This window comes from Streptomyces sp. NPDC107562 (assembly GCF_055657325.1).
This window is the reverse complement of the sequence record NZ_JBVKBE010000001.1, coordinates 1,291,913-1,314,952: the sequence shown is the minus strand read 5'-3', so window position 1 is coordinate 1,314,952 and position 23,040 is coordinate 1,291,913. Positions and strand designations below refer to the sequence as shown.

21 protein-coding genes and 1 pseudogene are annotated in these 23,040 nt (G+C 67.6%); 5 read left to right on the top strand and 17 right to left on the bottom strand.

Annotated features, from left to right (window positions below; all coding sequences use genetic code 11):
* The first annotated feature begins 612 nt into the window (after positions 1 to 612).
* From ACZ7LV_RS05800 to ACZ7LV_RS05785, 4 genes and pseudogenes are all read left to right on the top strand, one after another.
* A complete protein-coding gene (locus tag ACZ7LV_RS05800; RefSeq protein ID WP_471936016.1) occupies positions 613 to 1,110 on the top strand; it encodes a hypothetical protein in 498 nt (165 codons plus the stop codon).
* A gap of 475 nt (positions 1,111 to 1,585) precedes the next feature.
* Positions 1,586 to 2,059 (top strand): hypothetical protein, encoded by a 474-nt coding sequence (locus tag ACZ7LV_RS05795; RefSeq protein WP_471936014.1) that lies wholly within the window; start codon positions 1,586 to 1,588, stop codon positions 2,057 to 2,059.
* A 497-nt stretch (positions 2,060 to 2,556) separates the two neighbouring features.
* Positions 2,557 to 3,534 carry a replication-relaxation family protein gene (locus tag ACZ7LV_RS05790; RefSeq protein ID WP_471936012.1) on the top strand — a complete coding sequence of 326 codons (978 nt, stop codon included), beginning with the start codon at positions 2,557 to 2,559 and terminating at the stop codon, positions 3,532 to 3,534.
* Between the two features lie 89 nt (positions 3,535 to 3,623).
* Positions 3,624 to 3,928 (top strand): annotated as a pseudogene (locus ACZ7LV_RS05785) (helix-turn-helix domain-containing protein); the annotation flags it as partial.
* A gap of 713 nt (positions 3,929 to 4,641) precedes the next feature.
* Here the strand turns inward: ACZ7LV_RS05785 and ACZ7LV_RS05780 are convergent.
* Together ACZ7LV_RS05780 and ACZ7LV_RS05775 are read right to left on the bottom strand one after the other, a co-directional pair.
* On the bottom strand, positions 4,642 to 5,346 hold the full coding sequence (locus ACZ7LV_RS05780) for a hypothetical protein (RefSeq protein ID WP_471936009.1): 705 nt from the start codon (positions 5,344 to 5,346) through the stop codon (positions 4,642 to 4,644).
* The gene (locus tag ACZ7LV_RS05775) at positions 5,346 to 5,624 is read right to left on the bottom strand and encodes a hypothetical protein (RefSeq protein WP_471936006.1); all 279 of its coding nucleotides are present in this window, start codon (positions 5,622 to 5,624) and stop codon (positions 5,346 to 5,348) included. Before ACZ7LV_RS05775 ends, ACZ7LV_RS05780 begins: the two co-directional genes overlap by 1 nt.
* Before the next feature lie 118 nt (positions 5,625 to 5,742).
* Between ACZ7LV_RS05775 and ACZ7LV_RS05770 the strand changes: the two genes are divergently transcribed.
* The gene (locus tag ACZ7LV_RS05770; RefSeq protein WP_471936003.1) at positions 5,743 to 6,546 is read left to right on the top strand and encodes a hypothetical protein; all 804 of its coding nucleotides are present in this window, start codon (positions 5,743 to 5,745) and stop codon (positions 6,544 to 6,546) included.
* A gap of 461 nt (positions 6,547 to 7,007) precedes the next feature.
* On the opposite strand, the gene ACZ7LV_RS05765 is transcribed toward ACZ7LV_RS05770, so the two are convergent.
* From ACZ7LV_RS05765 to ACZ7LV_RS05695, 15 genes are all read right to left on the bottom strand, one after another.
* On the bottom strand, positions 7,008 to 7,274 hold the full coding sequence (locus tag ACZ7LV_RS05765) for a hypothetical protein (RefSeq protein WP_471936001.1): 267 nt from the start codon (positions 7,272 to 7,274) through the stop codon (positions 7,008 to 7,010).
* A gap of 108 nt (positions 7,275 to 7,382) precedes the next feature.
* Positions 7,383 to 7,892 carry a hypothetical protein gene (locus tag ACZ7LV_RS05760; protein ID WP_471935999.1) on the bottom strand — a complete coding sequence of 170 codons (510 nt, stop codon included), beginning with the start codon at positions 7,890 to 7,892 and terminating at the stop codon, positions 7,383 to 7,385.
* A 149-nt stretch (positions 7,893 to 8,041) separates the two neighbouring features.
* On the bottom strand, positions 8,042 to 9,247 hold the full coding sequence (gene fxlM, locus ACZ7LV_RS05755) for a methyltransferase, FxLD system (RefSeq protein WP_471935997.1): 1,206 nt from the start codon (positions 9,245 to 9,247) through the stop codon (positions 8,042 to 8,044).
* A gap of 17 nt (positions 9,248 to 9,264) precedes the next feature.
* Positions 9,265 to 10,398 (bottom strand): lanthionine synthetase C family protein, encoded by a 1,134-nt coding sequence (locus ACZ7LV_RS05750; RefSeq protein WP_471935995.1) that lies wholly within the window; start codon positions 10,396 to 10,398, stop codon positions 9,265 to 9,267.
* Positions 10,395 to 13,367 (bottom strand): lantibiotic dehydratase, encoded by a 2,973-nt coding sequence (locus ACZ7LV_RS05745; RefSeq protein ID WP_471935993.1) that lies wholly within the window; start codon positions 13,365 to 13,367, stop codon positions 10,395 to 10,397. Before ACZ7LV_RS05745 ends, ACZ7LV_RS05750 begins: the two co-directional genes overlap by 4 nt.
* A gap of 412 nt (positions 13,368 to 13,779) precedes the next feature.
* On the bottom strand, positions 13,780 to 14,364 hold the full coding sequence (locus ACZ7LV_RS05740; protein ID WP_471935991.1) for a hypothetical protein: 585 nt from the start codon (positions 14,362 to 14,364) through the stop codon (positions 13,780 to 13,782).
* 131 nt (positions 14,365 to 14,495) lie between these two features.
* Positions 14,496 to 14,921: a DUF6415 family natural product biosynthesis protein gene (locus ACZ7LV_RS05735; RefSeq protein ID WP_471935989.1), complete on the bottom strand. Its 426-nt coding sequence runs from the start codon at positions 14,919 to 14,921 to the stop codon at positions 14,496 to 14,498.
* Positions 14,921 to 15,442 (bottom strand): ATP-binding protein, encoded by a 522-nt coding sequence (locus tag ACZ7LV_RS05730; protein ID WP_471935987.1) that lies wholly within the window; start codon positions 15,440 to 15,442, stop codon positions 14,921 to 14,923. The genes ACZ7LV_RS05735 and ACZ7LV_RS05730 overlap by 1 nt, the downstream gene beginning before the upstream one ends.
* A gap of 113 nt (positions 15,443 to 15,555) precedes the next feature.
* On the bottom strand, positions 15,556 to 16,758 hold the full coding sequence (locus ACZ7LV_RS05725) for a helix-turn-helix domain-containing protein (RefSeq protein WP_471935986.1): 1,203 nt from the start codon (positions 16,756 to 16,758) through the stop codon (positions 15,556 to 15,558).
* A 105-nt stretch (positions 16,759 to 16,863) separates the two neighbouring features.
* The gene (locus ACZ7LV_RS05720) at positions 16,864 to 17,907 is read right to left on the bottom strand and encodes a tyrosine-type recombinase/integrase (RefSeq protein WP_471935984.1); all 1,044 of its coding nucleotides are present in this window, start codon (positions 17,905 to 17,907) and stop codon (positions 16,864 to 16,866) included.
* A gap of 139 nt (positions 17,908 to 18,046) precedes the next feature.
* On the bottom strand, positions 18,047 to 19,090 hold the full coding sequence (locus tag ACZ7LV_RS05715) for a hypothetical protein (protein ID WP_471935982.1): 1,044 nt from the start codon (positions 19,088 to 19,090) through the stop codon (positions 18,047 to 18,049).
* Entirely contained in the window at positions 19,083 to 19,391 is a 309-nt protein-coding gene (locus ACZ7LV_RS05710; protein ID WP_471935981.1) for a hypothetical protein, read from the bottom strand. Before ACZ7LV_RS05710 ends, ACZ7LV_RS05715 begins: the two co-directional genes overlap by 8 nt.
* 4 nt (positions 19,392 to 19,395) lie before the next feature.
* Positions 19,396 to 19,812, bottom strand: a complete 417-nt coding sequence (locus ACZ7LV_RS05705; RefSeq protein WP_471935979.1) for a hypothetical protein — start codon at positions 19,810 to 19,812, stop codon at positions 19,396 to 19,398.
* 74 nt (positions 19,813 to 19,886) lie between these two features.
* Complete coding sequence (locus ACZ7LV_RS05700; protein ID WP_471936150.1) at positions 19,887 to 20,654, bottom strand: transposase; 768 nt, start codon at positions 20,652 to 20,654, stop codon at positions 19,887 to 19,889.
* Positions 20,655 to 20,891: 237 nt separating this feature from the next.
* Positions 20,892 to 22,835 (bottom strand): DNA/RNA helicase domain-containing protein, encoded by a 1,944-nt coding sequence (locus ACZ7LV_RS05695; RefSeq protein WP_471935977.1) that lies wholly within the window; start codon positions 22,833 to 22,835, stop codon positions 20,892 to 20,894.
* Positions 22,836 to 23,040 lie beyond the last annotated feature (205 nt).

Genomic DNA, 23,040 nt, shown 5'->3' with positions numbered 1-23,040 from the left:
CCCGCGGAGCGGGTAATGCGGCGGCAAGCCGCCGCATAGCGAATGGCTCCGCTGACGCTCCGCCAAATTCCCGCGCAAGCGCGGGAATTGAATTCCGCAAGCGGAATTCTAAACGCAATGCAATTCGCGCAAGCGCGAATTGCGGGCACCCGCGCAAGCGCGGGTGCTGAGGCTAGCAGCAAGGGGAGGGTGCATCACGCTCGCGCCCGTGCAGCGTCTGGGAATCCCAGCCACCACCCCCACAGAGAAAGTGACGGACCGTCGGCCCGAGAGGATGCCGGCCACACCGTAGAGACGTGCTCCGCTGCACTCCACCCGCACCCCTCCCACGCCACGTCATTGGGATCTCTCCGATAGGTCAAGTTGGGCGCGAAGAGCTGCATCGCACTTCTGTGCTGTGTAGTAACTGGGATTCTGTACCGCTCCCTGGCGCAGGGTGTGCGCCTTCTGGATGCGGGAATGACTTCCCCCTCTGTCTGTGCTTCGGTCTGGCCATTGTATGGCGAGAAATGGGCGCTTGAAGCGTCCGTGATTAAGGAAGAATATGGGTGTCTGAAGGGGCGGCAACTCCTCCGGACTTCGTAAGCCACCCAGCGAGTGGAGGAAAAAATAATGAAGCTGAAGCCGATTTCTATGGACGTATTCGCCGAGGCGCGGGAGGAGGCACACGTGGTGCTGGCTCAGATCATGGGGCGGCTGGCTCCGGGTGAGCACGTCGTGCGGCTGGGGGTCGACATGGAGGGCCAGGAGCGGCCGTTGAGTGCCACGCTGGCGCTGACTGTCGAGGGCGACGGCGGCCCGGAAGACCTGGTGGGCGCGGACCAGCGGTACTTCGACAACTTCGCGTTCCTGCTGGCGTGTGGGCTGGCGCAGACGCTGTCGTACGGGGTGATGTACCTGCGCTCTCCCATGGCGGGTGAGGGCTCGGGCCACACCGTGCAGGCGTGGCATCTGGCTTGGGGGGTGCTGAACGAGTGCAGCGCTGCTGAGGCGGCCGAGCTGCTCGGGGGTGGGGAGGCGGCGGCTTTCCTGGACGCGCCTGGTGTCCATGGTGAGGACGAGGGGGACACGGAGGCGGTCTACCCGCCGGTGGCGTACACGGTCTTGTAGCGGGCTTGGGCGGGCTGTGGATGGCGACCTGGCCCGCCCTTGTGTCCCGGTCCTCACCGACGGGGCACAGGGCCGGGGTGCCGGTGAAGGGATCTCGGCGCCCCGGCCCCGACTGAAGGCGCATCGCGCCGTGCTCCTCTGGTCGGCGCGCAGCGCTGCCCTGGGTTGCCGCTTGCGGGGACCCGCCCTTTTTGAGCCCCCGGCTTGCCGGGGGCTTTTCACTTGCCCGGCGCGCAGCGCCGAGCCACCCGCTCCGCGGGGAAAGGTGAGTTTCGCTGCTTTGCTGCGCCCTGGGATTCTTTGAATTCTTGTTGGTTTGAGCTGGTGGAGAATTTGGTTTCCGGTAGGTCGGCAAACCTGGTCCGGGGATTCTCCACCAGCGCACCTCCCAGCGAAGAGGTGCTCCTATCCTAGAGGGTGCCGTGTTGTGGCGGGAGCGGGATGCTGTGGTGGGTGGGGGTTGAGGGGGATGGTCGTGCCAGAGGAGACGCCGCTGCGCACGGTGCATGAGGGGCGTTGGGTGGTGAGTCGGGCGTGGGTGCGGCAGTTGACGGGTGCGTCGGCCGGGACCGTTGATCGCTGGTATGTGCAGCGTCACGGGCAGCCGGAGGAGCGCCGGCATCCGGAGGTGGTGCATGTGATCGGGCGTACGCAGTACTTCGATCAGCGGGCGGTGGAGGCGTTTTGGGTGGCGTGGCGGGAGGATGTCGGTACGGGGCGGCTGGGCAGGGCCGGTCGTAAGCCGGGGAGCCCGGCGACCGCCGACCGTAGCCGGCGGGACCAGGCGGTGGGTGTGGTGCTGGCTGCGCTGCGCGCTGACGGCGGCCACCGGCGAGGGCTCGCCGCGCGTCTGGCCCGTAAGCATGGCGGAGTGCCACGCAGTTGGCAGCGCGCCGTCACCGAAGCCCGCGCCTTGTACGAGGCGGAAGCTGGCGACAGCACGACCTGAGGGCCCTGAGCGTCTCTCAGAAGCCGCACGGGTGCTGCACGCGGCCTCGCCCCGTCTGCGCCTTGCCGAACCGGCTCTGCGGGGGCTTGGCCGCTGGCTGGGTCGTGGTAGCGCGGAGGCGGCCGCCGACGCGCAACAGATACACCCGCCGCCCTGATCCCCCGGCCGCTCACCCGCCCGCCCCAGCCCCGCCCTTCTCCTTTCCTTTTCTCAGACGGGTGTGGGTGCGGTGGTGTGCAGAGGGGGATGTCGGGCCGCCCACCACGACGAGATTGATGTGGTGACCTGCTGCGTTGCGGGTGGAGGCCCCAGAGGCTGGCAACAGTTATGGGTGGGGTTGTCGGCGGGGTTGTGGGCCCGGTCGGGGGCGGTGTTGTCGAGTCGTGATCGTGGTCAGGGCTTTGTGGTTGGTGCTCTGGTCGGGGCCGGCTGGTGCGCTCGCTTCGTGAGCACGGCGCCGCACGGAGCGGCGCCCTCGGAGAGGCGGGGAGCGGCCGATGATGATGGCGCAGGCGGATGCGGGTGGCGGTGACCTGCTGGCGTTGGCGGTACTGGTCCAGTACCGGATGGCCACAACCGGGCAGATGCATACGGTTATCGCGCCGGGAGTGCGGATCGAGCAGACCCGGCGCCGGCTGGCCAAGCTGCGGGCCGAGGGGCTGGTCGACCGGATCACCCTTCCCCAGGCCGGAAGGCAGCGGGTGTGGTACCCGACCGCATATGGGGTGCAGGTTGCCTCCGAGTGGCCGGAGTTGCGGGGCCGGCGGCCGCCACGGCTGGCATCCGACCCCACCGCCGTACGGCTGCGGGTCGGGCATTCGCTGACCGTCACCGAAACTGGGCTGGCCTTCCTCAAGGACGCGCGGCGCCGTGGCGACATCTGCGAGGCGCTGGACTGGATCCCGGAAGTCCACCACCCGCTGGGCGGGGGTGAAGCTGTCATCCCCGACGCGCTGCTCTACTACCGGCAGGGAGGCGAGGGAACGATGCTGCGGGCGTTCGTGGAGGTCGACCGGGCCACCATGGGACCCGAACGCCTCGCTGCAAAACTCGCCGCATACGCCCGCCTTCACGCGTACACCCCGGCCCCTCCCCCAGGCCGGCGCAAGCCCAGCATGGACGTGCTGGTGGAGGAATGGCGCAAGCGCTACCCGCTCTTCCCACGCTTGCTGTTCGTCCTCGACGGCACCGGACCCGCCGGCATCGAAACCCGCATCACCGCGCTGCACACGGCTGCACAGGACACCGGGCTGGACGGCTTCCTGCGCACCGTTCCCGTCCTGGTCGCTCCCCTCGTCGACATCTTGCGCAACGGCCCGGCAGAGCCCGTCTGGCGGCCCGTCCAACATCCCGACACGCGAGTCGCGTGGGCGCAGACCACAGCGGCTGTACCAGCCCCAACCATCGGGGCCCCGGCCCCGGCCGGTCCAGCACTCTGGCAGCCGGTGAACTGGGGCAGCCGATCGGCCCGCTGAGCACACGCGCGGACAAGGCTGCACAGTAGGGGTCACGACCGACAGGTGCGCAGCCCCGACCACGGTCCTGCGCACCCCGGCCTATGCGCATGGCTGAACGGGTGCGGGTTCGTGAGATCGATGACGATGAGGGCCGGCGGTTGCTGCGGATTTCGGCGCGCACAGATGGTGTTGCTCTCCGCAGGGCATGTCGGTGACGAAGATCGCTGAGGTGACCTTCACCAGCCCGGACCGGGTGCGCAATGTGATCCACGACTTCAACGTGGACGGGTTCGAGGCGCTCTGCCCGAAGTACGAAGGCGGGCGTCCGAGGACCTTCACCCTCCCCGAGCGGCGGGAGGTCAAGGAGATTGCCCAGTCCAAGCCGGCCGAGCACAGCGGTCAAGGCATCCCGATCGATCCGGTGGAGCCAGCCGTCTGGGTCGCGGTGCTCGGGTCCATTCACCGTGACGGTGAATCGCGATCCTGGTACGCCGAGGACGGCGACCTGACCGGGTGGACTACCCGGGAGGGACCCTTCGAAGACCGAAACGGTCGGGCGGAAGCATGGAGGCTTCCGGATGAGTCTGGTTCCTGGAAAAGTTCGGCGACCCGTGGGCGGTCTCCTCCGCCAACGCGTGACAAACGAGCCGGACGGCGCCGCTACGCCGCATCTTCCTTGCCCACCTCCCCCGGGTCTCCCACGGGCCGTGTCAGCCCATCGTTCGGCTTCTCCCGGCGTTCCGGCTGCGTGTCGTGCAGACGCCAGTACTCCCGGCAGTCATCGCACCGGTACTCCACGATTCCCGCGTCGATCGTAAGGACCTCACCCTTCGGGCAGCGTCCGTCCCCGCGGCCTGCACACTCCTGCGTGTATCCACGTGTGTCCCCCATGCGTTCGACGGTGCTCCGCCTGGGCGGGTTCGTGGAGTGGGCGTGATGGGGCGCACAGGCGCTCGCGTCGGGCACTGCACCCCAGCACCCGCCAACCGTCCCACCAGCGGCCCCTCACCTGTTCGAGCGGAAAGCCCCGGAACGCCCCGCCCCTCCTATTCGGTCGGCACACTGCGCCCATGCCTGCTCCCGAAACCACCGTCCAGCCCTACCCGCCCGGCACCAAGTGGACCTTTAGCACGCGTCGTCACACCTACACACCGACCGAAGAGCTCGCCCTGTACGCAGAGCCCGACTGCAGCTCCATGTCCGATGAGTTAACTGCTGCGCCTCGCTGATCTCGCCCTCGGCGGCGAGCATCTGCTGCGCCTTCGCCGACTCCTTGAATGCGTCACCAACACCGCTGAGCGCGACCTTTGTGCCGATCGCGGCCGTGCCCGCCGCGGCGATTAGGCCGGGGATCGCGCCGAGCACACCGACGGCAGGTGCGGCCGCGGAGACGAGTGCCGTCAGTCCGGCGCCGTACTGGCCGATGAGGGCGACCGTGGGCTGCACCAGCGACACGAGGGCGCCGATGCCGAGCATCCTCAGCCCGCGCCGGCCGCCGGGAAGATGCATCCGCACCGGCACGTTGACCGGGTTCCGGTCGGCTTCGCCCTGCGCGCTGCCGATGAGCCCTCGGATGCGGGTCAGGAGACCCCCGCCCGTCGAACCGTCACCGCCGGGTGTCACGAGCGTCACCTCCGGCGAGATCGCCCAGTTCATGTCCCGCAGGTCTCCGCCGGGGCCGTGGTCGATGCGCAGGTGCGGCCAGGGCGCCTCTTCGATTCCGGACACACGGCTGGGGCCGCCGAGCACGGCGGCGACCGCCGGGTGTGCCTGCAGCCAAGGAAGGAGGACGGAGACCGGATCAGCGTCCGCTAGGGCGGGCTCGCTCATCAGACCTGGGTGGCGTAGCCCTGGCCGCGGAGCCGCTGGGCGTAGTCCGGAGCGAGGAGGAGCTTGGCGCCCGGGGGGTAGTCGGCTCCGTTGATGTTGTGGTGGTGCGCCAGGGGCACGGCGACCGGGTCGGCGCCGGCGCGCAGGGCGGGCCCAACGATGTTCGGGTCGAGGGACGGCTTGCGGACGGGACGGGCCGGGGCGGTCGCGGGGACCGTCTCGGCGGCCTCCGCCGCGCTGTCCGCGGCGGGCTTCTTGGGAGCGGAGTTCGTAGCCATGACCCGCACTGTGGCCAGCCTGCGCGGTAGTGTCGCGTGCTAGATCAGCAGGGGGGATGTGCTTATGAGTGGGAGATTTCGCAACTGGTGGAGCGACACGCCTAGGCCGATTCGACTGGTGGTCTACTGGGCTATCCCTGCCTGGTTCACCGCGTTCGGCCTTGGCGTCTACGGCGACGCCCATCAATGGTGGGATAACCGTGCGTTTCTGACCAACCTGATATCGAGCTTCACGGGACTGCTCCTGGGTGTGCCCTTCGCCTTGGTCGTGCTCTCGCACCTGGGAGCGATGCAGGCGGATGCGGCGGATCGGCGGGCCGCCCTCCGGCGGGGCAATGAGGTGGCGCAGCAGTTCATCTCCACCAGTCTCAGAGGCTTCACCTCCCAGGACCTCCAGTCGGCTCTCACCGAGCTCATGTCCCTTCGGGCCGCAAACGCCAGGTTGCGGAATGCCGTCAATGTTCGAGCTGCCAGCGGGCCTGTAGGTCGCTCGGTGCAGGACAGAACGGTCGCTCGCCTCTACGACGAGCGTGACGCCGCGATCCGACGGACGTTCCGACTCGTTGGTGAGGCACGGAACGCCTGGCTTGATCAGATCTGTCAGGACTGGGACCGGCTCGAGCGTGACGTACGTCCTCGGCTCGAAGAGGTGGGAGGTCGTTGGCTGAGGCCTGACGCCTACACGGACCTGCGGAACTCGGCCAAGCAACTTGGCAACTTGAGCGCTCGACCGATGCGAGGACTGCGGCGGACCCGGCAACTGTTTGATTTGCCGCCAACGGGCATTCCCGGACCTCACAGCGAGCAGCGTCAGAGGGCGCTGGCCACGTTGCAAGGCGATACTGCGGCAACTGGCGAGGCTGTCAGTGCACTGCTGGAGATTCTGCGAAACCTCAGGGAAATCGAGCGGATTGCGAACTAGCGACGGGCGGCGAGTCGTTGTGTCGCGTGCGGTGGCGCGTGCCTGTGTGCTGTGTCAGTCTCCAGCACTGCCGCCGTCGCCACCCGCGCCGAACCCGCCCGCCCGCGGCTGCCGTGCGGCCTTCACCCAGTCAGTACGTCGTGCTCGGCGGCCGAACAAGGTCGACAGAACCGACCAGGCCACGGTCAGCCAGAAGTGCCGCTGCTCTCGTCGCGACAGACGGCGCACCCGACCGAATCCCTGTCCCTCCCGCCATCCGACGCTTTTCCGCCATTCGGCGGTCGTCTGCCGTCGGGCGGTCGTCTGCCGTTGCCTGCACGCGTGAGGTTTCGCGAAGGACACCCCAGGGTCGTACAGCTCACCGCACTTACGGCACGGGTACACGTTCATCGTGTCGCCCTCCCCAGTCAGGCCCGTAAGGGTATCGAGCGCCGCCGCAGCCTCCGCAATAGCGGCACACATCAGCGGCGGGCGGCGACGATTGCGGCCGCACGGGACATGAAGTGGGTGCCGTCGGCGCGCAGGTTGCCCGGGTAGACGGTGCCCACCTCGGCCTCGACCACCAGGGGGGCCTGGACGGACACGGTGACCGTGACCTTCTTCCCGGCGACGACTGGCTGGCCGGTGTTGATGTGCCGGGCGATGCCCTCCGGGTCCTTGTGTGCGCGGCAGCGGCAGTTCTTGAGGTTGGCGACGGCCCGGGAGCTCTGGTCGAGGGGCTCGAGCATCCCCAGTGATGTCGCTGGTAGCGACAGGAGGGCCGTCGCTCGACGGCTGAGTTCGCTGAGTAGTCACGCCGAGCACCATGGACAGCGGACGGCGCTTACGTCGCGTGCTCAGCGCGGGAGCCGGGAGACCCCAGACATGTAGGCGCCGATGCCGCGGCGGTTGATGGTGCCGCCGGGGATGATCAGGGCGTTCGGGCGCGGGGTGGGCACCTTGCGCTTGGCCCACTTGGTCTGGTCGCCGCCGATCAGGTGCGTATTGTCGATCTTGGCGGCGCAGTCGTCGCCCTTGACCTCGTCGTAGGGGCGGCGGCAGCCGTCGCAGTACACGTCGAGCGCCTCGATGCGCTGGCCCTCGCTGGTCTTGAAGCTGCCTCGATAGTCGGCGATACTCGCGATCTTCGGCGTGACCTCGATCGTGGCGGCGACGACCCACACGTGGGAAAGGTCGGGCTTCATCTCCGGCTCGGGCGTAACCGGAGGGCCTTCCGGGTCAGACGCCGGCAGCGTTTTCGTCTCGGCCGCCGGTGCTGGTGCTTCAGGCTCGAGCCAGGCGAACAGGCCGTCCTGCAGGTGGGAGCGGCCTGTCTCGGGCGAGAGGGGGGCTGTCGCGGTCGTCACCGTTCCTCCAGATCACTGCGGGGTTGACGTAAACCGCAAACCCTGTCACTGCCGGAACGTCAACCACCGCGATCTGTTACACGCATAGCCGTGTCTCACGCGAAGGGCGCCTTCCCCGAACGGAGGGAAGGCGCCCATTCAGTCACGGCTCAGTAGGTCAGCGTGAGTCGGCTCTCGGGCTTGCTGATCACGTGCCCCGAGACGTCCGCAGCAGAGGCTGTCGCCCGGGAGATGGTGAGGCGGGGAACCGCGGAACGGGCGGTGCCCCACGCCTCGACGTGCGCGATGAGGTCCTGGGCGAGCTTCTCGGCGTGCGGCCCGTACGCGGCCGCGCCGAGCCGGTAGGGTCGCTGCGGGTCCATGTCATCACGGCGCACGATCAGGTAGGCCAGGGTGTCCCCGTCGACCAGGACCGGGCTACGGACGGGGATCGACGGCCGCAGGATCAGTTCTTGCGCCACAGCATCGGGCATGACCTGCAGGCGGCACACCCGGTCGTCGGAGGCGGTGGCGCGCAGCCACACTCCGTCGAACGATTCCTCGCCGCCGATCCGCTGCTCGGACATCACCACGACGCCCGTGGCGCTGCTCAGGCTGTGGCCGAGGGCGTCGGCGTCCACGGCCTGGTCCTCGTCGTGGATGACGCGAATGGTGCCGTCGGTGTTGAGCGGTGTGGTCCTCTCACCGTCCTGGCCGATGACGGGGACGAAGCCGCACAGCTCCATGCCGTCGGAGACGAGAGTGTCGCCGCGGCGGGTGAGTGCCACGGAACGGGTCTGGCCGCGCCACCGCAGGGGCAAGACGAGGCGCCCGCCCTCGGCGAGCTGCTCCCACCATCCAGTGGGCACGTCCCACAGACCCACGGCAGCGAGCATCCGGTCGTAGGGTGCGTTCTCCGGCGCGCCGATCAGCCCGTCTCGTTCCATCACATGGACCCGCTGGTATCCGGCGCGGTCGAGCACGGTGCGCGCGTGGAGCGCGACGTCGGAGTCGATGTCGATGCTGGTGACATGGCCTTGGTCGCCGGTGAGTTCAGCCAGGAGCGCGGCGTTGTAGCCGGTGCCGGCACCGATCTCCAGGATGCGGTCGCCGGGCTGGACGTCGAGCTGGTTCAGCATCATCGCGACGACGGACGGCACCGACGCGCACGACAGGGGCAGGGGGCCGCCGAGGGGGTTGTCCTTGATGGAGACGGCTTGGTCGACGTAGGCGTCCTCGAGGTCGATGCCGGGAAGGAACGCGTCGCGGGGCACCGCACGCATGACGCGTTCGACGTTGGCGGACACGCGTACGCCATTGAGGATTGCGTCGACGAGGCGGTGGCGCAGTTCGTCGGCAGTGGGGGTCTGGCTCACGGGTAAGGCCGTCCTTTTCAGTTCAGTAGAAGGCATGTCTCCCAGCCCAGATCCGCGGGCTGGGGACGGGTGAGGGTGTGCAGCGTGAGCAGGACGCCGGCGTTCCCGGTGAGCAGGCCGGCGTCCTCGGGTATCTCGTGCCGCTCCCTGCGTCTGCTCAGGTGCGCTCGCAAGGTCGGCAAGTGCTTGCTGATGGCGGGGGTCACGGCGTCCGTGGCGATGCGGTCGCTGGTCAGCAGGAGTCCGGCCCAGCCGTGACAGATCGCGGTGTCGGGGATCTGGGAGAGCTGTTCGGGGTCCGTGATGGTGTCGAGCGCGACGTGTTCGGCGAGCTGGCGGGCGGGCGCGTTGCGTCGGGCCATGGCTGCGAGCTGCAGGGCGCGGCTGATGCCGGGTGCGCCGTAGCACCAGGAGGGACGTCCTGATGTGGCTCGGGTGATGGGCCCGGTCGTGAATTCGTCCAGGGTGAGGAGTTCGGGCCATCCGAGGGTGTCGGCGTGGGAGGGCTGCGCCCAGTGGGTGAGGAAGGTGATGCCTTCGTCGAGTGCTTGCTCGTGGCCGTCGACGGTGATCCCGGCACGGCTGGCCAGGGCGAGCAGGGCGAGCGGGCCGGGCATGCCGTGAGCGATGCCGAAGTTGGCGTGTCCGGCGCTGAATGCATCGTCATCCATTCCGGCCGGTGCGTCAGTGGACCACCAGCCGGGGACGGGAGTGCCGGCGACGGTGAGCGGCTCGGTGAGCAGCCGGACGAGGTAGCGGAGGATGCGCTCGAGCGCGGTGTCGCGTTCGCGCCGCAGCAGGTACGCGCCGAGCCCGGTGAGCCCGCTGATCAGGTCGTATTCGGCTGTGCGAGGCGGTTGTCCGGTGTCCATGCGGCGCTGCGCGGTGTCCAGGCGGGCGGCCACGATGGCGATGGTTTCGGCGTCGAGCTCGGCGAGGGTGCGGGGGCGCGGTTGAGCGAAGTGCAGCGCGTAGGCGACGGCGGGAACGCCTCGGTACAGGCTGGCTTCGTCGGGGTGGCCTGCGAGGGGGTGGGCGGTCATGGTCTGTGCAGCGGTGTGGGCGGCGGCCCAGGTGCCCGTGGTGTGGGCGAGCACCATCTCGTATAGGGCGGTTCCGGCGTGGCCACCGCCGAGGTCGTCGTGCCTCATGCGTCTCCTCGGGCGGTCAGGGATCGGCAGGCCTGCCGTGCGGCGTGCCGGCAGGCGGCTTCGCTGGCTCGGTCGGGGCCCGACATTCGGTTGTGGTGCATGTGCAGCAGCGACTGGAGGATCTGCGCGGTGCGCTGATCGCTGAGGCAGGCCTGGTACTTGCCCAGGGCTGCCCGGCGTTGCGCTACCGCCGTGGTGAGGCGGGGAGATGCGGCCACGAGGGGGTGTGTACGCACGTGGCGGAGGGTGGGGCGCGTGATCTCGAGGTGTCCCTCTCCGCTGGGTGCTGGGGTGGTGGCCATCCACGTCCAGCCTTCGCGGGTGCCGAGGAACCCCTCAGCCATGTCGATCATGCTGAGTGCGCAGATCACCTCCCGGGGGAGATGGGGCAGGTCGGTGAGTGCGCAGCGGGTGACGAGGCTGTCCGCGACGAACACGGCTTCGGCGGCTTCCATCGTGGGGCCGGTCCCGTAGCGGCCGGTCTCGGGCCGGTAGCCGTCGACGACGAGGTCGGAGGCGAGGTTCTCCGCGGTGAGCTGTGCGGTCCAGGCGGCCACCGTCTCCAGGGTGTTGCTGTGGGCGGGCACGCGGATGCGCAGGTGGTCCGTCTCGTGCAGTGAGTGGTAGCGCACGAACCACGCGTCGTCGGTTCCCAGGGCCTCGAGGAGGCCGGGCAGGCGCCGCGTGATGATCTGGTCCATGGCTGTGGGGTGCGTGAAGACCTTCGCCTGCAGCCAGCGGCCCCCGTCGCCAGGGCGCGGCAGGTCGCTGTTGGTGATCAGGGGGGCGTTCGTGAGGTCGGGGGCCGGGAGCTGCGGGCCGTCGGCGGCAAGCGGCATCGTGATCTCGTGTGCGTGGCCGATCCAGCCCAGTTCGTCGGCCGTCACCGTCTCGGCGAGGACGGCCGACGGGTGGTGCTGCAGGTGCTGGTGGATCAGGGAGGCGTGGAGCGGCTCGGCAAGGTCGAGGCTCATGGTCTGGTCGTCGTTGCGCAGATCGACGTGCGGCGGGCAGTCCCATGTGGTGGCCCATTCGGTGAGCGCCTCATGCCACTGCCGCGTGAACGGCCCGGCGGGCAGGGAGCTGGCAGACAGCTTCCAGCGTGCTGGGGCCAGGATCGAATGGCGGTAGCGGATCCGTGGCAGGAAGGGCAGGGCGACGGCGGCGGGGCCCCAGTCGAAGGCGGTCCAGGCGGTGACGGACCCGCGTGCGAGCATCGCCAGGAACCGGGCCAGGGGCGGCGCCTGCTTCTCGAGAGCGAGCGGGTGGAGCACGAGCAGCTCCACGACGCGGCGTCGGGAGATGCTGACCAGGTGAAGATGCTGGCCGGTGGAGATCACGGCCAGGTCGTCGACGTCGACGATGTGGTCGGCCGACTCGCGATGCTCACCCAGGCTGACGACGTTGCGCAGCAGTGCGGGGATGCGGGAGACGTTCTCGCCGTGGGGGAAGACGGGCGTGAAGGAGAGCTGTGCCGGTAACGCGCCTTCGACCATGGTGGGCAGTCTGGGGTACAGGTCTGACAGTTCGGTCCTCAGCAGGCTGGTGAAGCGGCCGGACAGCGCACCGGCGGTCCAGGCCGGTCGCACGTCGAGCAGGAAGTCTCCCCGGTCCACGGCATCAGAACTAGCGGACCGGATCCGGATCGCCATCTCGGCGTGCGGGGCCACCCATCCGTCTCGGGGAGCGTCGGCGAGCTGGTCTATGTCTGCTTCCGTCAGCACGATCTCGCGGGCGCCGGTCACCTTCGCGTGCATGGCCATCGCCGCGAGGTGCTCGTCACGGGGCAGCACCTTGGACGGTGTCTCTGGCCACAGCGACATGGGGTAGTCGGCAGGAAACCCGATCCCGGCGGCCATGTCGGCGGCATCACGGACGGGAACAAGGACTCCGGCGCCGTACCGCTCCCAGAACCGGGTGTGGTACCCCGCCCACGCCGGCGTCTCCCCGCGGGTCCGGGTCAGGCGCACCAGCGCATCCGCGGCGTGCTCCGCTTCCTGCAGGACGTGGCCAGGGACACTGACACGAGCGTCGAGCCGCAGGTCCAACGCGATGCGGGTGCGGCTGGGGGCGGAAGCGAATCCCATCAGAGCGTGGGCAGTGCCGCGCAGTTGGGCCGCTTCGGCGCCGCCCGCACGGTTGTGATCGCCGATCAGTTGCAGGGCTTCGCCCAGTTGGGCGAGGACGTCACGGGTCTCCGGTGTGAGGTCCTTGTGGTGGGGCCCGAGAGCGCGCACGATGTGGCGGGCGGGATCGGTAACGGTCATGGGCGCCGCAAGGCTGCTGGTGAGGTAGCCGTCCGCGAGGGCCTGCCTGATGAGGCGGAGAGCCTGCTCCGGAGTACCGCCCGCTTCGGTGAGCTGCACGAGGAGCTCCCGGCCGGTGGTCGGCTGCTGAGCCGATCGCAGCAGGATGGCCAGGGGCCGGCTGATGCGGGCACTGGCGATACGGCCGCCGGAGCGCGGAATGCTGAGGGTGTCGCCGCTGCGGTGGGCCAAGTTGTTGATGTGGATGGTCAGGTGCGGCAGTACGTCGGGCCGCCCCTCGAGGTCGGTGCGCAGGTGGTGCACCCACACGGTGTCGGGGCGGGCGACCGCCTGGTGCGCGGTGCCGATGGCGGCGTCGGTGGCACCCACCGTGGCCGGGGCAACCCCGGCGAGCAGACCGAAGGGCGTGGGCCGCCCCGTGGCTCGCAACAGGTACCCGGCGACTGAGCAGGTGGCCTTTCGGATTCGCTTCGCCTCGATGTCCTCACCGGCCAGGATTCGGTCCACGTACTCGACGAGGCGGGGGGAGGCGGCGCGCAGCGAGGCGACGAACGTGTCGTCGTCCCACACGTGCGTCAGCCATTGACGGCATGCGTCCGAGGAGCTGATGGCAGGCCAGTCTGCGGGCCGGGCCTTCACGGGCAGGGCAGCGGCGCGCAGGACCAGCGCGTTGCCGAACCGTCGGAAGATCGGTGGAGCCATGGGTGTCTCTCCTCCCTCCGTCGGGGGGTGCGCCGGTGCGGGCGGTGGCCGCCCGCACCGGCGCGAGATGGGGGTCAGCTCGAGGTGCAGGACGACGCGCAGGACGCCGCGCATCCGTCGCTGCTGTCGCAGGCCTCGACAATCGGGACCGGCGACTGCGTGATGGTGGTGGTCAGTTCCCACTCTCCGGCGAGCGGGGCCTCGGGCGTTGCCGTCGGGGCGAATGTGGCCTGGGCCATTGCTGTGCTCCCTTGATGAGTTGGCCGCCCGTCGATCGTCGGGCGGGAGGGTACGCGGGACCCCCGGTGCAACCTGCCGTGACGATGAGTGCAGGTCACAACGCGAGCACCGCGTCGTAGAACTGAGGCCTGTCTGGTGCCCGGCCGGATCCGCCGGGCCACCAGCCAGGGGTCTATGTGGTGGGCCCCAATTCCCGGAGCAGCTCCTCCAGGTCCAGCACGCGGAAGGAGCTGAGCCGACGGATGAGTTGCGACGCCAGGACCATGCGAATGCTCGGGTGGTTGAACGGCAGGGCGTGGTCCGGGCGGTCGATGACGCGCACTTCGCCTTGACCGCTGCGGCCGTAGACGACGCCGTGGACGCCGTACAGGGGGGCGCTGCGGGCCAGGAGCACCATCGGGGCCCGCTCCAGGTGGGGGCAGAGCGCGGCCGCCGTGCGGACGTGCTGGGGACACACGGGTGGCTGGTTGATGTAGATCGTGGCCTGGGAGGGGTCCTCGTCCTTGGGGCCAGTCAGGAAGATGTTGCCGAGGCTGGTACGGGCCGGCTGTGCGCAGACCTGGCAGCGCATGCCCATCATGGCCAGCATCTGCCGGTAGGGGTGCATCAGCTTCCACTGCGGTCGGCCGGTCGGCATGCCGTGCTCGTCGGATGGGTTGAAGCCGCAGCGCCCCCACAGAACGCCTCGCAGCGGCCTGTCTCTGAGGTCTTCGTCCTCGTAGTAGAGCCGCGGTCCCGAGGCGTGAGCCACGATCATCAGCGTGTCTGGGGCAGCCTCCTCCCCGACGCGCTGGGTAATGAAGGGGATCAGGCGGGGTTCTGCCGGGGTGCCCACGGAACGGTTCTCTCTTGGCGAGGCTGGCGGACTGTACGGCAGCGGGGGAATGATCACGCTGCCTCCCTCAGGCAACGGAGCACGGCGAGGCGCTCGAGGAGTTCGTTGACAGACCAGGCCATGCGGCGCAGGTGGCCGACGGCTTGCCGGTGGTCACCCGGCATCTCCTGGGCGCGCACGTCGCGGGCCTGTTGGGTCAGTCGGCCGGCCTCGGCGTCCTTGCGGTCGGCCTCGGCTGCCAGGGCAATGTCCACGAGCTGCATCAAGTGGCCGCGGAGCCGCTGGGCGTGCTCGTCGAGGTCCTCTTCGTGGGGGATAACGTCGTCCAGGACCGCCCCGACGTCGTCGAGGAGGGCGTCACCGTCGAACGGAGTCCACTGGCGGATCTTCGCTAAGACGTCGGCTAACTCTTCAGCGGCGAGTGGGGGCGCCCATGGCGGCTCTGCCCCGACGCATCGGGTGATGGTGGCCGGGGACATCACGGCCGCTCCTCGGGCGGGACGCGGAGACTGCACCACGTCTTGGCGCCGTCTTCGCTCGTGCCCCAGGTGCCGCTGTGCTCACCGACCAGGACGTCTACCAGGGCGAGACCGCGTCCGGATTCTGCGTCGTCGGGGGCGGGGGTTGTCGTGGCGTACCCGGGCATGCCGTCGACGACCGTGATGTGAAGGAAGCCGTCGCGGATGCCGAGGCTCAGCGTGACCTCGGTGGTGCCGCTGTGCAGCAGTGCGTTGGTCAGCAGTTCCGAGACGATGAGCGACACCTCGCCGATCAGTGCCTCGAGCCCGCAGTATCTGAGCTTGGCCGCTGCGATCCGGCGAAGTACGCCGACGCGGCAAGCGTCTTCGGGACGCGGCGGAGTGTCTGCGCGTCGGGCGGCGACGGTGATCCGCTGGTTCAAAATTTCGCAGTCTCGGCGGGCGGGGCGGGGAGGCCCGGCGGCGTCAGCGAGAGCGCGTCGACGGGTGCGCTCTTGGGCCGCGGCGTGAATCGTCGTCATGGTCGGCTCCATGTCGAAATGGCCAGTGACGACATGGTGGGCTCACAACTAGGCCCCAACTATCACAAGTTGATGATAGTTGGGGCCAAAGCCTCACGGGGAGTGAGTGACGGTTAGGCGACCTGCCCGGTTGCGGTGCTCAGCCAGGATCCGTACGACAGGAAACTCTCAGGCAGGCGTCGGTGGGCTGCCTCGAGACCTGCGTACGTCTCCCGGACCATCGGGTGGTACTTGGCTTGCTGCGGGGCTGCCTTCCGTGCCTGGATCAGACTCTGGAAGGAGGCTTCGAGCTTCCCGGTCCACATCTGCGCACGGGCGACCTCAGCGAAGTGGTGGCTCATCCGCGACTTGGGCCAGTCCTGCGGGATGGTCAGTCCGTCAGTGGCCTCGACCGCCTTGCCGTACTCGTCGAGTTCGGCGAGTACGGAGACCCGGTGCACCTTCACGTTGGTTGGGCCGAAGGTCAGGTAATGCACCTTGACCGCTTCGCCCGTCGCTCCGGCGATCCGATCGGCCTCGTCGAGGTGGGCCAGCGCCTTGCTGCTGTCGTGAGCTCGGCCGGCCATCACCGCTCCGCCGAGATGGAGCTGCCCGGTAACGACTTCGCGTTCACGCGTTGCCTCGGCTTGCTGGAGGGTGGACAAGCCCTTGAAGACGAGACGTTGCCCAATCGCGAACTTGCCTTCCCGGAGGTAGGTAAGCGCGCGCAGGTACTGGTACATGCCGCCGAGAACGGCGTCGGAACCTCGTTGTGCAGCCCAGTCCATACGGGCCAGCGACAACTGGGCCAGGTCCGAAAATCCCAGCTTGGCCGCGACGTCGTAGGCCGTCCGGTAGAACGATGCGAGGGTGAGCCAACCCTCGGTGGTGTTCAGTGCGTGTGCTGCGGTGGTGCCCTCTTCGATGAGACCGGCGACGTTGCTCGCGGCCTTCTTGATCTCACCTGCACGGACGGCCACAAGGAGGGCCTCGGCATCGTCACTGAGATCTTCGAGTCGCCGCGGCTGAATGTCGGGGTCGCCGCCGAGGTCGTAGACGTCCAGAGCCTCCCTGATGGGCCTTATCAGGACGTCGAGTTCGTCCGCCCTCAGCTCGTCGACGTAGGGCTGGCCGACCACTGTGGCGACTTCAATGCGCAGACCTCGAGCGAATGCTGCGACGACGTGTGGAGTGGCGGCGATGACACCCTGTTCGGTTTTCGTGTACGTGCTGTACGGGATCCCAGTCAGGTCTGAGACGGCTTTTTGAGTGAGGTGGCGTTCGCGGCGCAGTCGCGCCATGCGCACGCCGGTGTGGTCTTCGGGCAGAGCGTGCATACTGGCTCCTGTTCTGCTTCGACACCAGAACGGTACCCCTCGATCGGCTTCGAGGGGGACGGACGGACCCCGCTCCCCGGAGCGGGGGTCTTTCGTTGATCCCTGTCACTCAGCCCTCGAGCGCTCGGTGTTGTGAACAGGCACCTTGGCGAACGGGTCCTTCTTCCCAGCCTCTGCCGGGCGCACATAGACCTTGCGGGGGATGGCCGATCCCTTGGCCCATCGGCTGGCGTCCTCGAGTTCCTGGTCCGTGGCGCCGTTCTCAGCAAGGTCGGTGGCGCCACCCGCGCGCAGTCCGTGGGAGGTGACCGGCCGCCCGTCGCTCACGAGTCCGGCCCTGGTGAACCAGTACTGCACCCGCTCGTTGATGGTGTGCCCCCGCAGGTGCTCCCCGCGCTTCTTGGCCGTCTTCGCCCGGGTTGCCGATGAGGCCACCTTGCCGTTCTTGAGGACATGCCGGAACACGGGCCCTGTAGTGATGCCCTGCTCGGCGAGATAGCCCAGCCAGCGCCGCATCCGCGGGACGAGTTGGATGTCGGGCCGGTCCTGGAGCACGAGGTTCTGTTCCTCGCCCTTGTGCGTCTTGTCCTCGGGGAGCCACACCAGGATGCGGTCATCCATGACGGTCAGGTCCTCGATGTCCAGGTCAGCGTCTTCAACGCTGCGTCCGAGGAACCGGTATCCGAAGGCGAACAAGGCCGCGTCGCGCCAGCCGATTGGCCGGCCGTCCGCTTCGGCTTTCTCCATCATCGGCACTAGGTAGGGCAGCGTGATCGGGAACGCCTGCCGCGTACGCATGGCGCGCTTGTTGGTCTTCCGGTACTTGGCCAGGAGCCGCAGGTACAGGCTGTTGTCCGGCTTCTTTCCGGGCGGCATGGCCGTTCGGATCCGCGACATGTAGTTCGTGATGGTGGCGACCTCGAGGCCTCGCTGCATCAAGTGCCGCCCGTACTCGGTGAAGGTGGCGGTCGTGCATGGCACGGCTACACGGCCTTGCTCCTGGCACCACGCCTTGAAGGCCCGCATCGGGCCCGAGTCGGTCGGGTCCGTGTCCTGCAGGACTGCGGCGGTCTCGTCGCTGACGTATAGGTCCCGCTCTGTGTACGTCGTGCGTGGATCGTCGCTGGTTGAGATGTCCTCGCCCGGCATCAGCACCGTGTGCCTGTCGACGAGCGGGCGGGGGGGGCCGGCGCGCCGCGCACCAGCTCCCCCTCTTCGACGAGCTCGGCCACGACAATCTCCGCGTCCGGCGTGGTCCCCTTCATCGGCCCTCCCACTGCCGGAAAAATTACAGTTCCTCCAATTCGTCGGAGTCCGACGCGCCGTCGCTCACGTCATACGAAGCGCTGCAATTGAAGCAAAGGCCGATTTCTTCATGCACGTCCGCAGCTACGGTCACTCCCAGCACGAGACAGTTGACCTTACAAACCGGACACTCGGTCAGTGCACCATTGTCCTCCCCGATGACACGCCAGACGTAATCACTTGCCACCGACTGCGGATCCCCGTAGGAATACAGACAGAATCGACAGGAGAGCGGCACCGGCGTCCTACTGTCATTGACAACGAGCGCCATTAGCCTGCACTCAGGACAGTGGATGGTGCGGTGCTCGACCTGCTCAAGTTCGCCTGACAGAGCCTTCATGCGCTCGTCGACAAGCTTCTCGATACGGCCGAGCTTCAAGCGCAGCTCACCCATGGTCTCGGTGACTGCTCGCAGCTCACGATCTACGCTCTGAACTTCGGGGGCTTCGTACCTTTTATAAACCCTTTCAGGGGTCAGGGAAACACGACTGCCCCAGTCGGCATGGAACTTTTTCTGCAACTCCCGATCGAGCATTGGCCGGAGTTCGTGGTTGATGAACTCCATCAGGAAGCTGAGCACCTGAGCCGCTCTTGCTTCGACTCTGTAAGCAGAACCAGTGTGCCCGTAGTGCATCAGCGCATTTCGGTCCTCAGCGAGGTTTTTTATGGCAACACGGGCTTTGGTCGGGAAGTCCACCTGCGCAATCGCCGAAAGCCGGTGGATAGTTTCATCGGTAGTGGTGCTTTCGAATTGCCCCTTCTTGAAGTTGTCGAGATTGGCGTCGCCGATCTTCCTGAAGACCAGGCTCCAGTGTTCGCCTACCAGCCGTGCTTTGAGCAGGACCTCGGTCGCGGCCTGGAGATGGAGAACTGCGTACTTGAGGTCACGCTCACTCGGAGGCGAAGTGCCCTCGGTCAGTTCGTCGACGGCCCTGGCGAGATAATCCATGCCGTTGCGGACCGGGGTGAAGTTCAGGTCGGGGCGAGGGTTGGGCTGGGTGGCTCCTGTGCTGCTGGCTTTAGTCACGGATCTCACCACCGGTGGCGCCAGCGGGGATCGGGTCGACGTGGTCGAGCGCGATGCCGCCGGTCTCACCCTCGACGAGGACCACCGGGGCACCGTGCCCGAGGATCCAGGCGACGGACCGAGTAACAGTGTCCAGCCTCCTGCACGGGTCGATGTCGCTGTCTCCGATCAGGCGGCCGGCCGCGGTGCGCTTCTGATGCGCGACCGCCAGCGAGTCCTCCGGCCGCACGCCGGGGTAGGCCATCACACGCGTGCCGACCGGGTAACGGGTGTTCCACTCCTCCGCGTTCAGGCTGCTCACCGTTCTAGTCCTTCTTGGTACGCAGGGCCCGCAGGAGCGCCGTGTGGCCCTTCAGCAGGGAGTTCAGCTGATGGACCGACGGGCTCGTATTGTCGGACACGTCCTGCGTCGCCAAGTTCTGGACCAGACTGAGGAGATACCCGATGTCGGTGTTGGTCTTGTTGTAGATCAGCACCGGGCAGTTGCCGTCCGTCGGGAGCCGGCCGGGAAGGTGACCGATCTGGTGCTCGGCCAGCTTCTCTGTGATGCGCTCGATGATGCGGGCCCCGGCCCGCTCCGATCCGTAGAAGCGGACCAAAGTCTCGACGTGCCACAGGTCGTAGCCGCCGATCACATCGAGGTAGCGAGGCAGCTTGGCCCATGCCTCCTCCACCGTGGATGCTCCCGGCATGGTCGGTACCGGCATGGTCGCGTCCGTCACGCGGCCGCCCCCCTTCTCGTTGGTCCGGCAGAGCCGGAACTGATGCCTAGAGGTTGTCCCGTATGGGGTGTGAGTTATCCGGTGAGGGCCAGGTTGTGCAGCCGGGCGACGCCGAGCATGGCCTGGTGAACTCCGTCGCCCTTGAGTCGGCAGTCCCGCAGGATCTTCCAGTTCTTCAACCGCGACAGGGCGTGTTCCACCCGCGCTCGTGCCCGGCAATGGACGGTGTTCTCTGCCTCCTGCGAGGGGCTCAGGTGGCTCTGGCTTCGTCGTTTGCGGTGCGGGATGAGGAGGCCGGTGCCTTGGTAGCCGCCGTCGGCGAGGGGCGGGGCGCTGCGGCAGACCCGATCGATGCCGGACTCGGTGAAGGCCCGGCAGTCGTTGCGGCTGCCGGGCAGCGGGAGACCGATCGCCACGACCAGGCGGCTGTTGGCGTCGATGACGACCTGCAGGTTGGTCGAGTACCGGTAGTTCTTGCTAGACGCGGCGATGGTGCGGTCGCGGGTCGGCACGAGTGTGCCGTCGACGATGTAGACGGTGTCCTTGCGCGGCCGGCGGGCCGGCGAGATGGCCAGCAGCGGTGCGAGGTGATCGAGGATGCGGTCTGCCGCGGACTTTGAGACTCCGAACAACGGCGCCACCTGCCGCAACGTGAGGTTCGTGCGCCAGTACGTCGCCACCAGCAACACCCGGTCCTCGAGCGACAGCCGCCACGGCCGGCCACGCTGAACGTCGCCACCTCGGCGCCGTACCAGTGCCACCAGCCTCGCAAACTGCACCTCGGTCAGACCCGCAAACGGCTCGATCCACTTCGGATCATCTGCTGAGATCACCCCACCCATGCCCGACCAACGCACCAACCGCCCCACCGGTTACGGGACAACCTCTAGTGACGTGGATCGTCCACAGCCAGGCCACTTCCCAGCGCCGATCAACCAGCTCGCAGGCAGCCCTCTCAGCTTCCGACAAGCGCCGCCCGACGCCAGAAACCTCACCCCCACGATGCCCGTCCGACGCCCACCAGCCTGGTGCAGTTGTTGAGCTGCCAGACGATCAGCGGGGCGGGGGCGCCTGCGGTGTCAGAGTTTTGGAACGCCGAGGTCAGCGAAGAGCTGTCTGGTGGCCGTGTGGGTGGAGTAGAGCACCGTGCCGCGGATGGAGCGAGTCATCAGGACGCCGTAGTGGTTGCGGATCCGTCGCGTCAACTCGTCGTCGGAGTCGATCCGGATGGCCTTGCTCTTCACATGCTCCCGGTTCAGGACCCAGGCGTCGCCTGACCATGTGAGGTCGGGGCCCATGATGACGCCGCCCCATTCGTACTCCAGTCCTTGGGCGGTGTGTACGCAGCCGATCTGATTGAAGCCGCCGTTGTCAGTTGCCCAGTAGTGGCGCTTCGGTACGCCGGGGGCGTCGCGCGGGTCCTCGGCGTTCCACGGGCGGGCCCACCCTGGCTCCGGGGCTACGTCCGGGATGGTGCCCGACGTGTCAGTCCACTCCCAGCACATGCCAGCCGTCATCCGGGCGCTCGCGCCGGCGTTCAACTTGGCTTGCAGGAATTTCTCCATCTGTGCGGCGCTGTCGGTCCAGTGGAGTTCGAATGGCTCGGCTTCCGTCCCGTCGTCTGCCTTCCATGGCATCGGGTCGCCGAGCAGTAGCCGCTTCACCCAGGTGTCGAATGTGGAACTACCGACTGCGCGTAGCGCGCGGTCGAAGTCGATCGTGACGACCTCCGCGGGTACCTTCTGGATCTCCTCGATGAGTAGGTCCTCGGACCAGACCTCGTCAGCGAACAGGCGCTGGTCGCCGTCGATGAAGAAGACCGGAACCTTTGCCCGGGACACGATGACTTCGACGGAGGACTCGCCGTCTCGCATGTAGAACGAGCCCTTCATCGGGCGCTCGGTGAGCCGGTGCGCCTCGTCGCAGACGATGAGGTCCACTCCGTCGGGTCCGACATTGTCCGCAAGCTTGTTGAGCGTCGTGAACGCTTTGCCGTAGCCGCGCGGTGCGCCACGTCGAAAGTTCTCGCGTGACGCCACGCCACCCGATACGAAACGTGCCTCGTAGCCTTCCCTGATGACGTCTCCCAGCAGCGTGAGGGCGACGAGGGACTTACCCGTGCCTGCGCGGCCTCGTATCACGTAGACCTGCTTGAGGCCTGCTGACGGATCACGAACCGAGTCCATGACGTGGTTGACGGCTTTCAGTTGATTTTCCACCAGGCTGAAGTGCGTGTAGCCGTTGACGATGTTGCCGATCTCGGAGGTCAGGAGCGCGGTCGACCGGCGCCGTTCCAGCAGCGCTTCGGCAGCGTCCGCACCGTCAGCTTTGCTGAAGGTGGCTTTGAGGAACTCCCGAAGTTTCGCGGGCTGGCGGGCCGTGAACGTGCGGATGCCGGAGCAGGGCATGACCTGGCTGATCCACTGAGACTGCGGGTCCTTGAGGTTGTGCAGATAGGCGGTCCCCGTGAGGTGGACGTACCGGTCGTCGAACATGCTGTGGTGTTGCTTGAGGGACTCCAGGTTGTCCCGCACCTGTACCGCCGGGTGCTTCTTGTGCGCAGAGTAGAACGGCGCGTAGACGCGCTCGATCGCGCACTGCCGGCACAGGGTCAGGGCGTTTGGCTTCCGGCATTCGGCACAGAGGCCCTTGGTGGCGTTTGCCCGGTTGGGCCGCTCGACTGTGCTCCACTGCTTTAGTTCGACGGCTGCAAAGCTCAGCCCGCCCTCAGGGTGGTGTCCGGCGAGAACCACGTCGATGGGGTTCATCTTCGGGTCGACGCGATACTCGACGAACACCCACACCTGGCCGAGGCCGAGATCCTTGAGCGCTGTGGCGACTTCGTAGACGCTCTCGCGCCACGAGTCCATGTCCCCGGCTGAGGGGTCCTGTCCGGTGGGATGCGCTGCCTTGTAGCACTCAGCAATCTTGTCCTTGACGCGTTCCCGGTCCCGCACCATCTCTTCAGCGGGCCAGTAGGCCTCCAGCTCTGACCACGTGCCCCCGCCAGTCACTACGCCCACGCTCCCCAGACCGTTCCACCGCATCGGAAGGCACCAACGGTCCTGACAAAGCCATTGGTGCAAACGAGGTCGCCGAGTATCCCAGTAACCCTCAGTGACAACAAGTGAGCTTCGGCCATCCTGGCAGCTGCTACGGCCAACATCACCGGCGGCTCTTCCCAGCTCGACGACCCCAACCCCTGGACGTCACTACCAGGATGTCGTG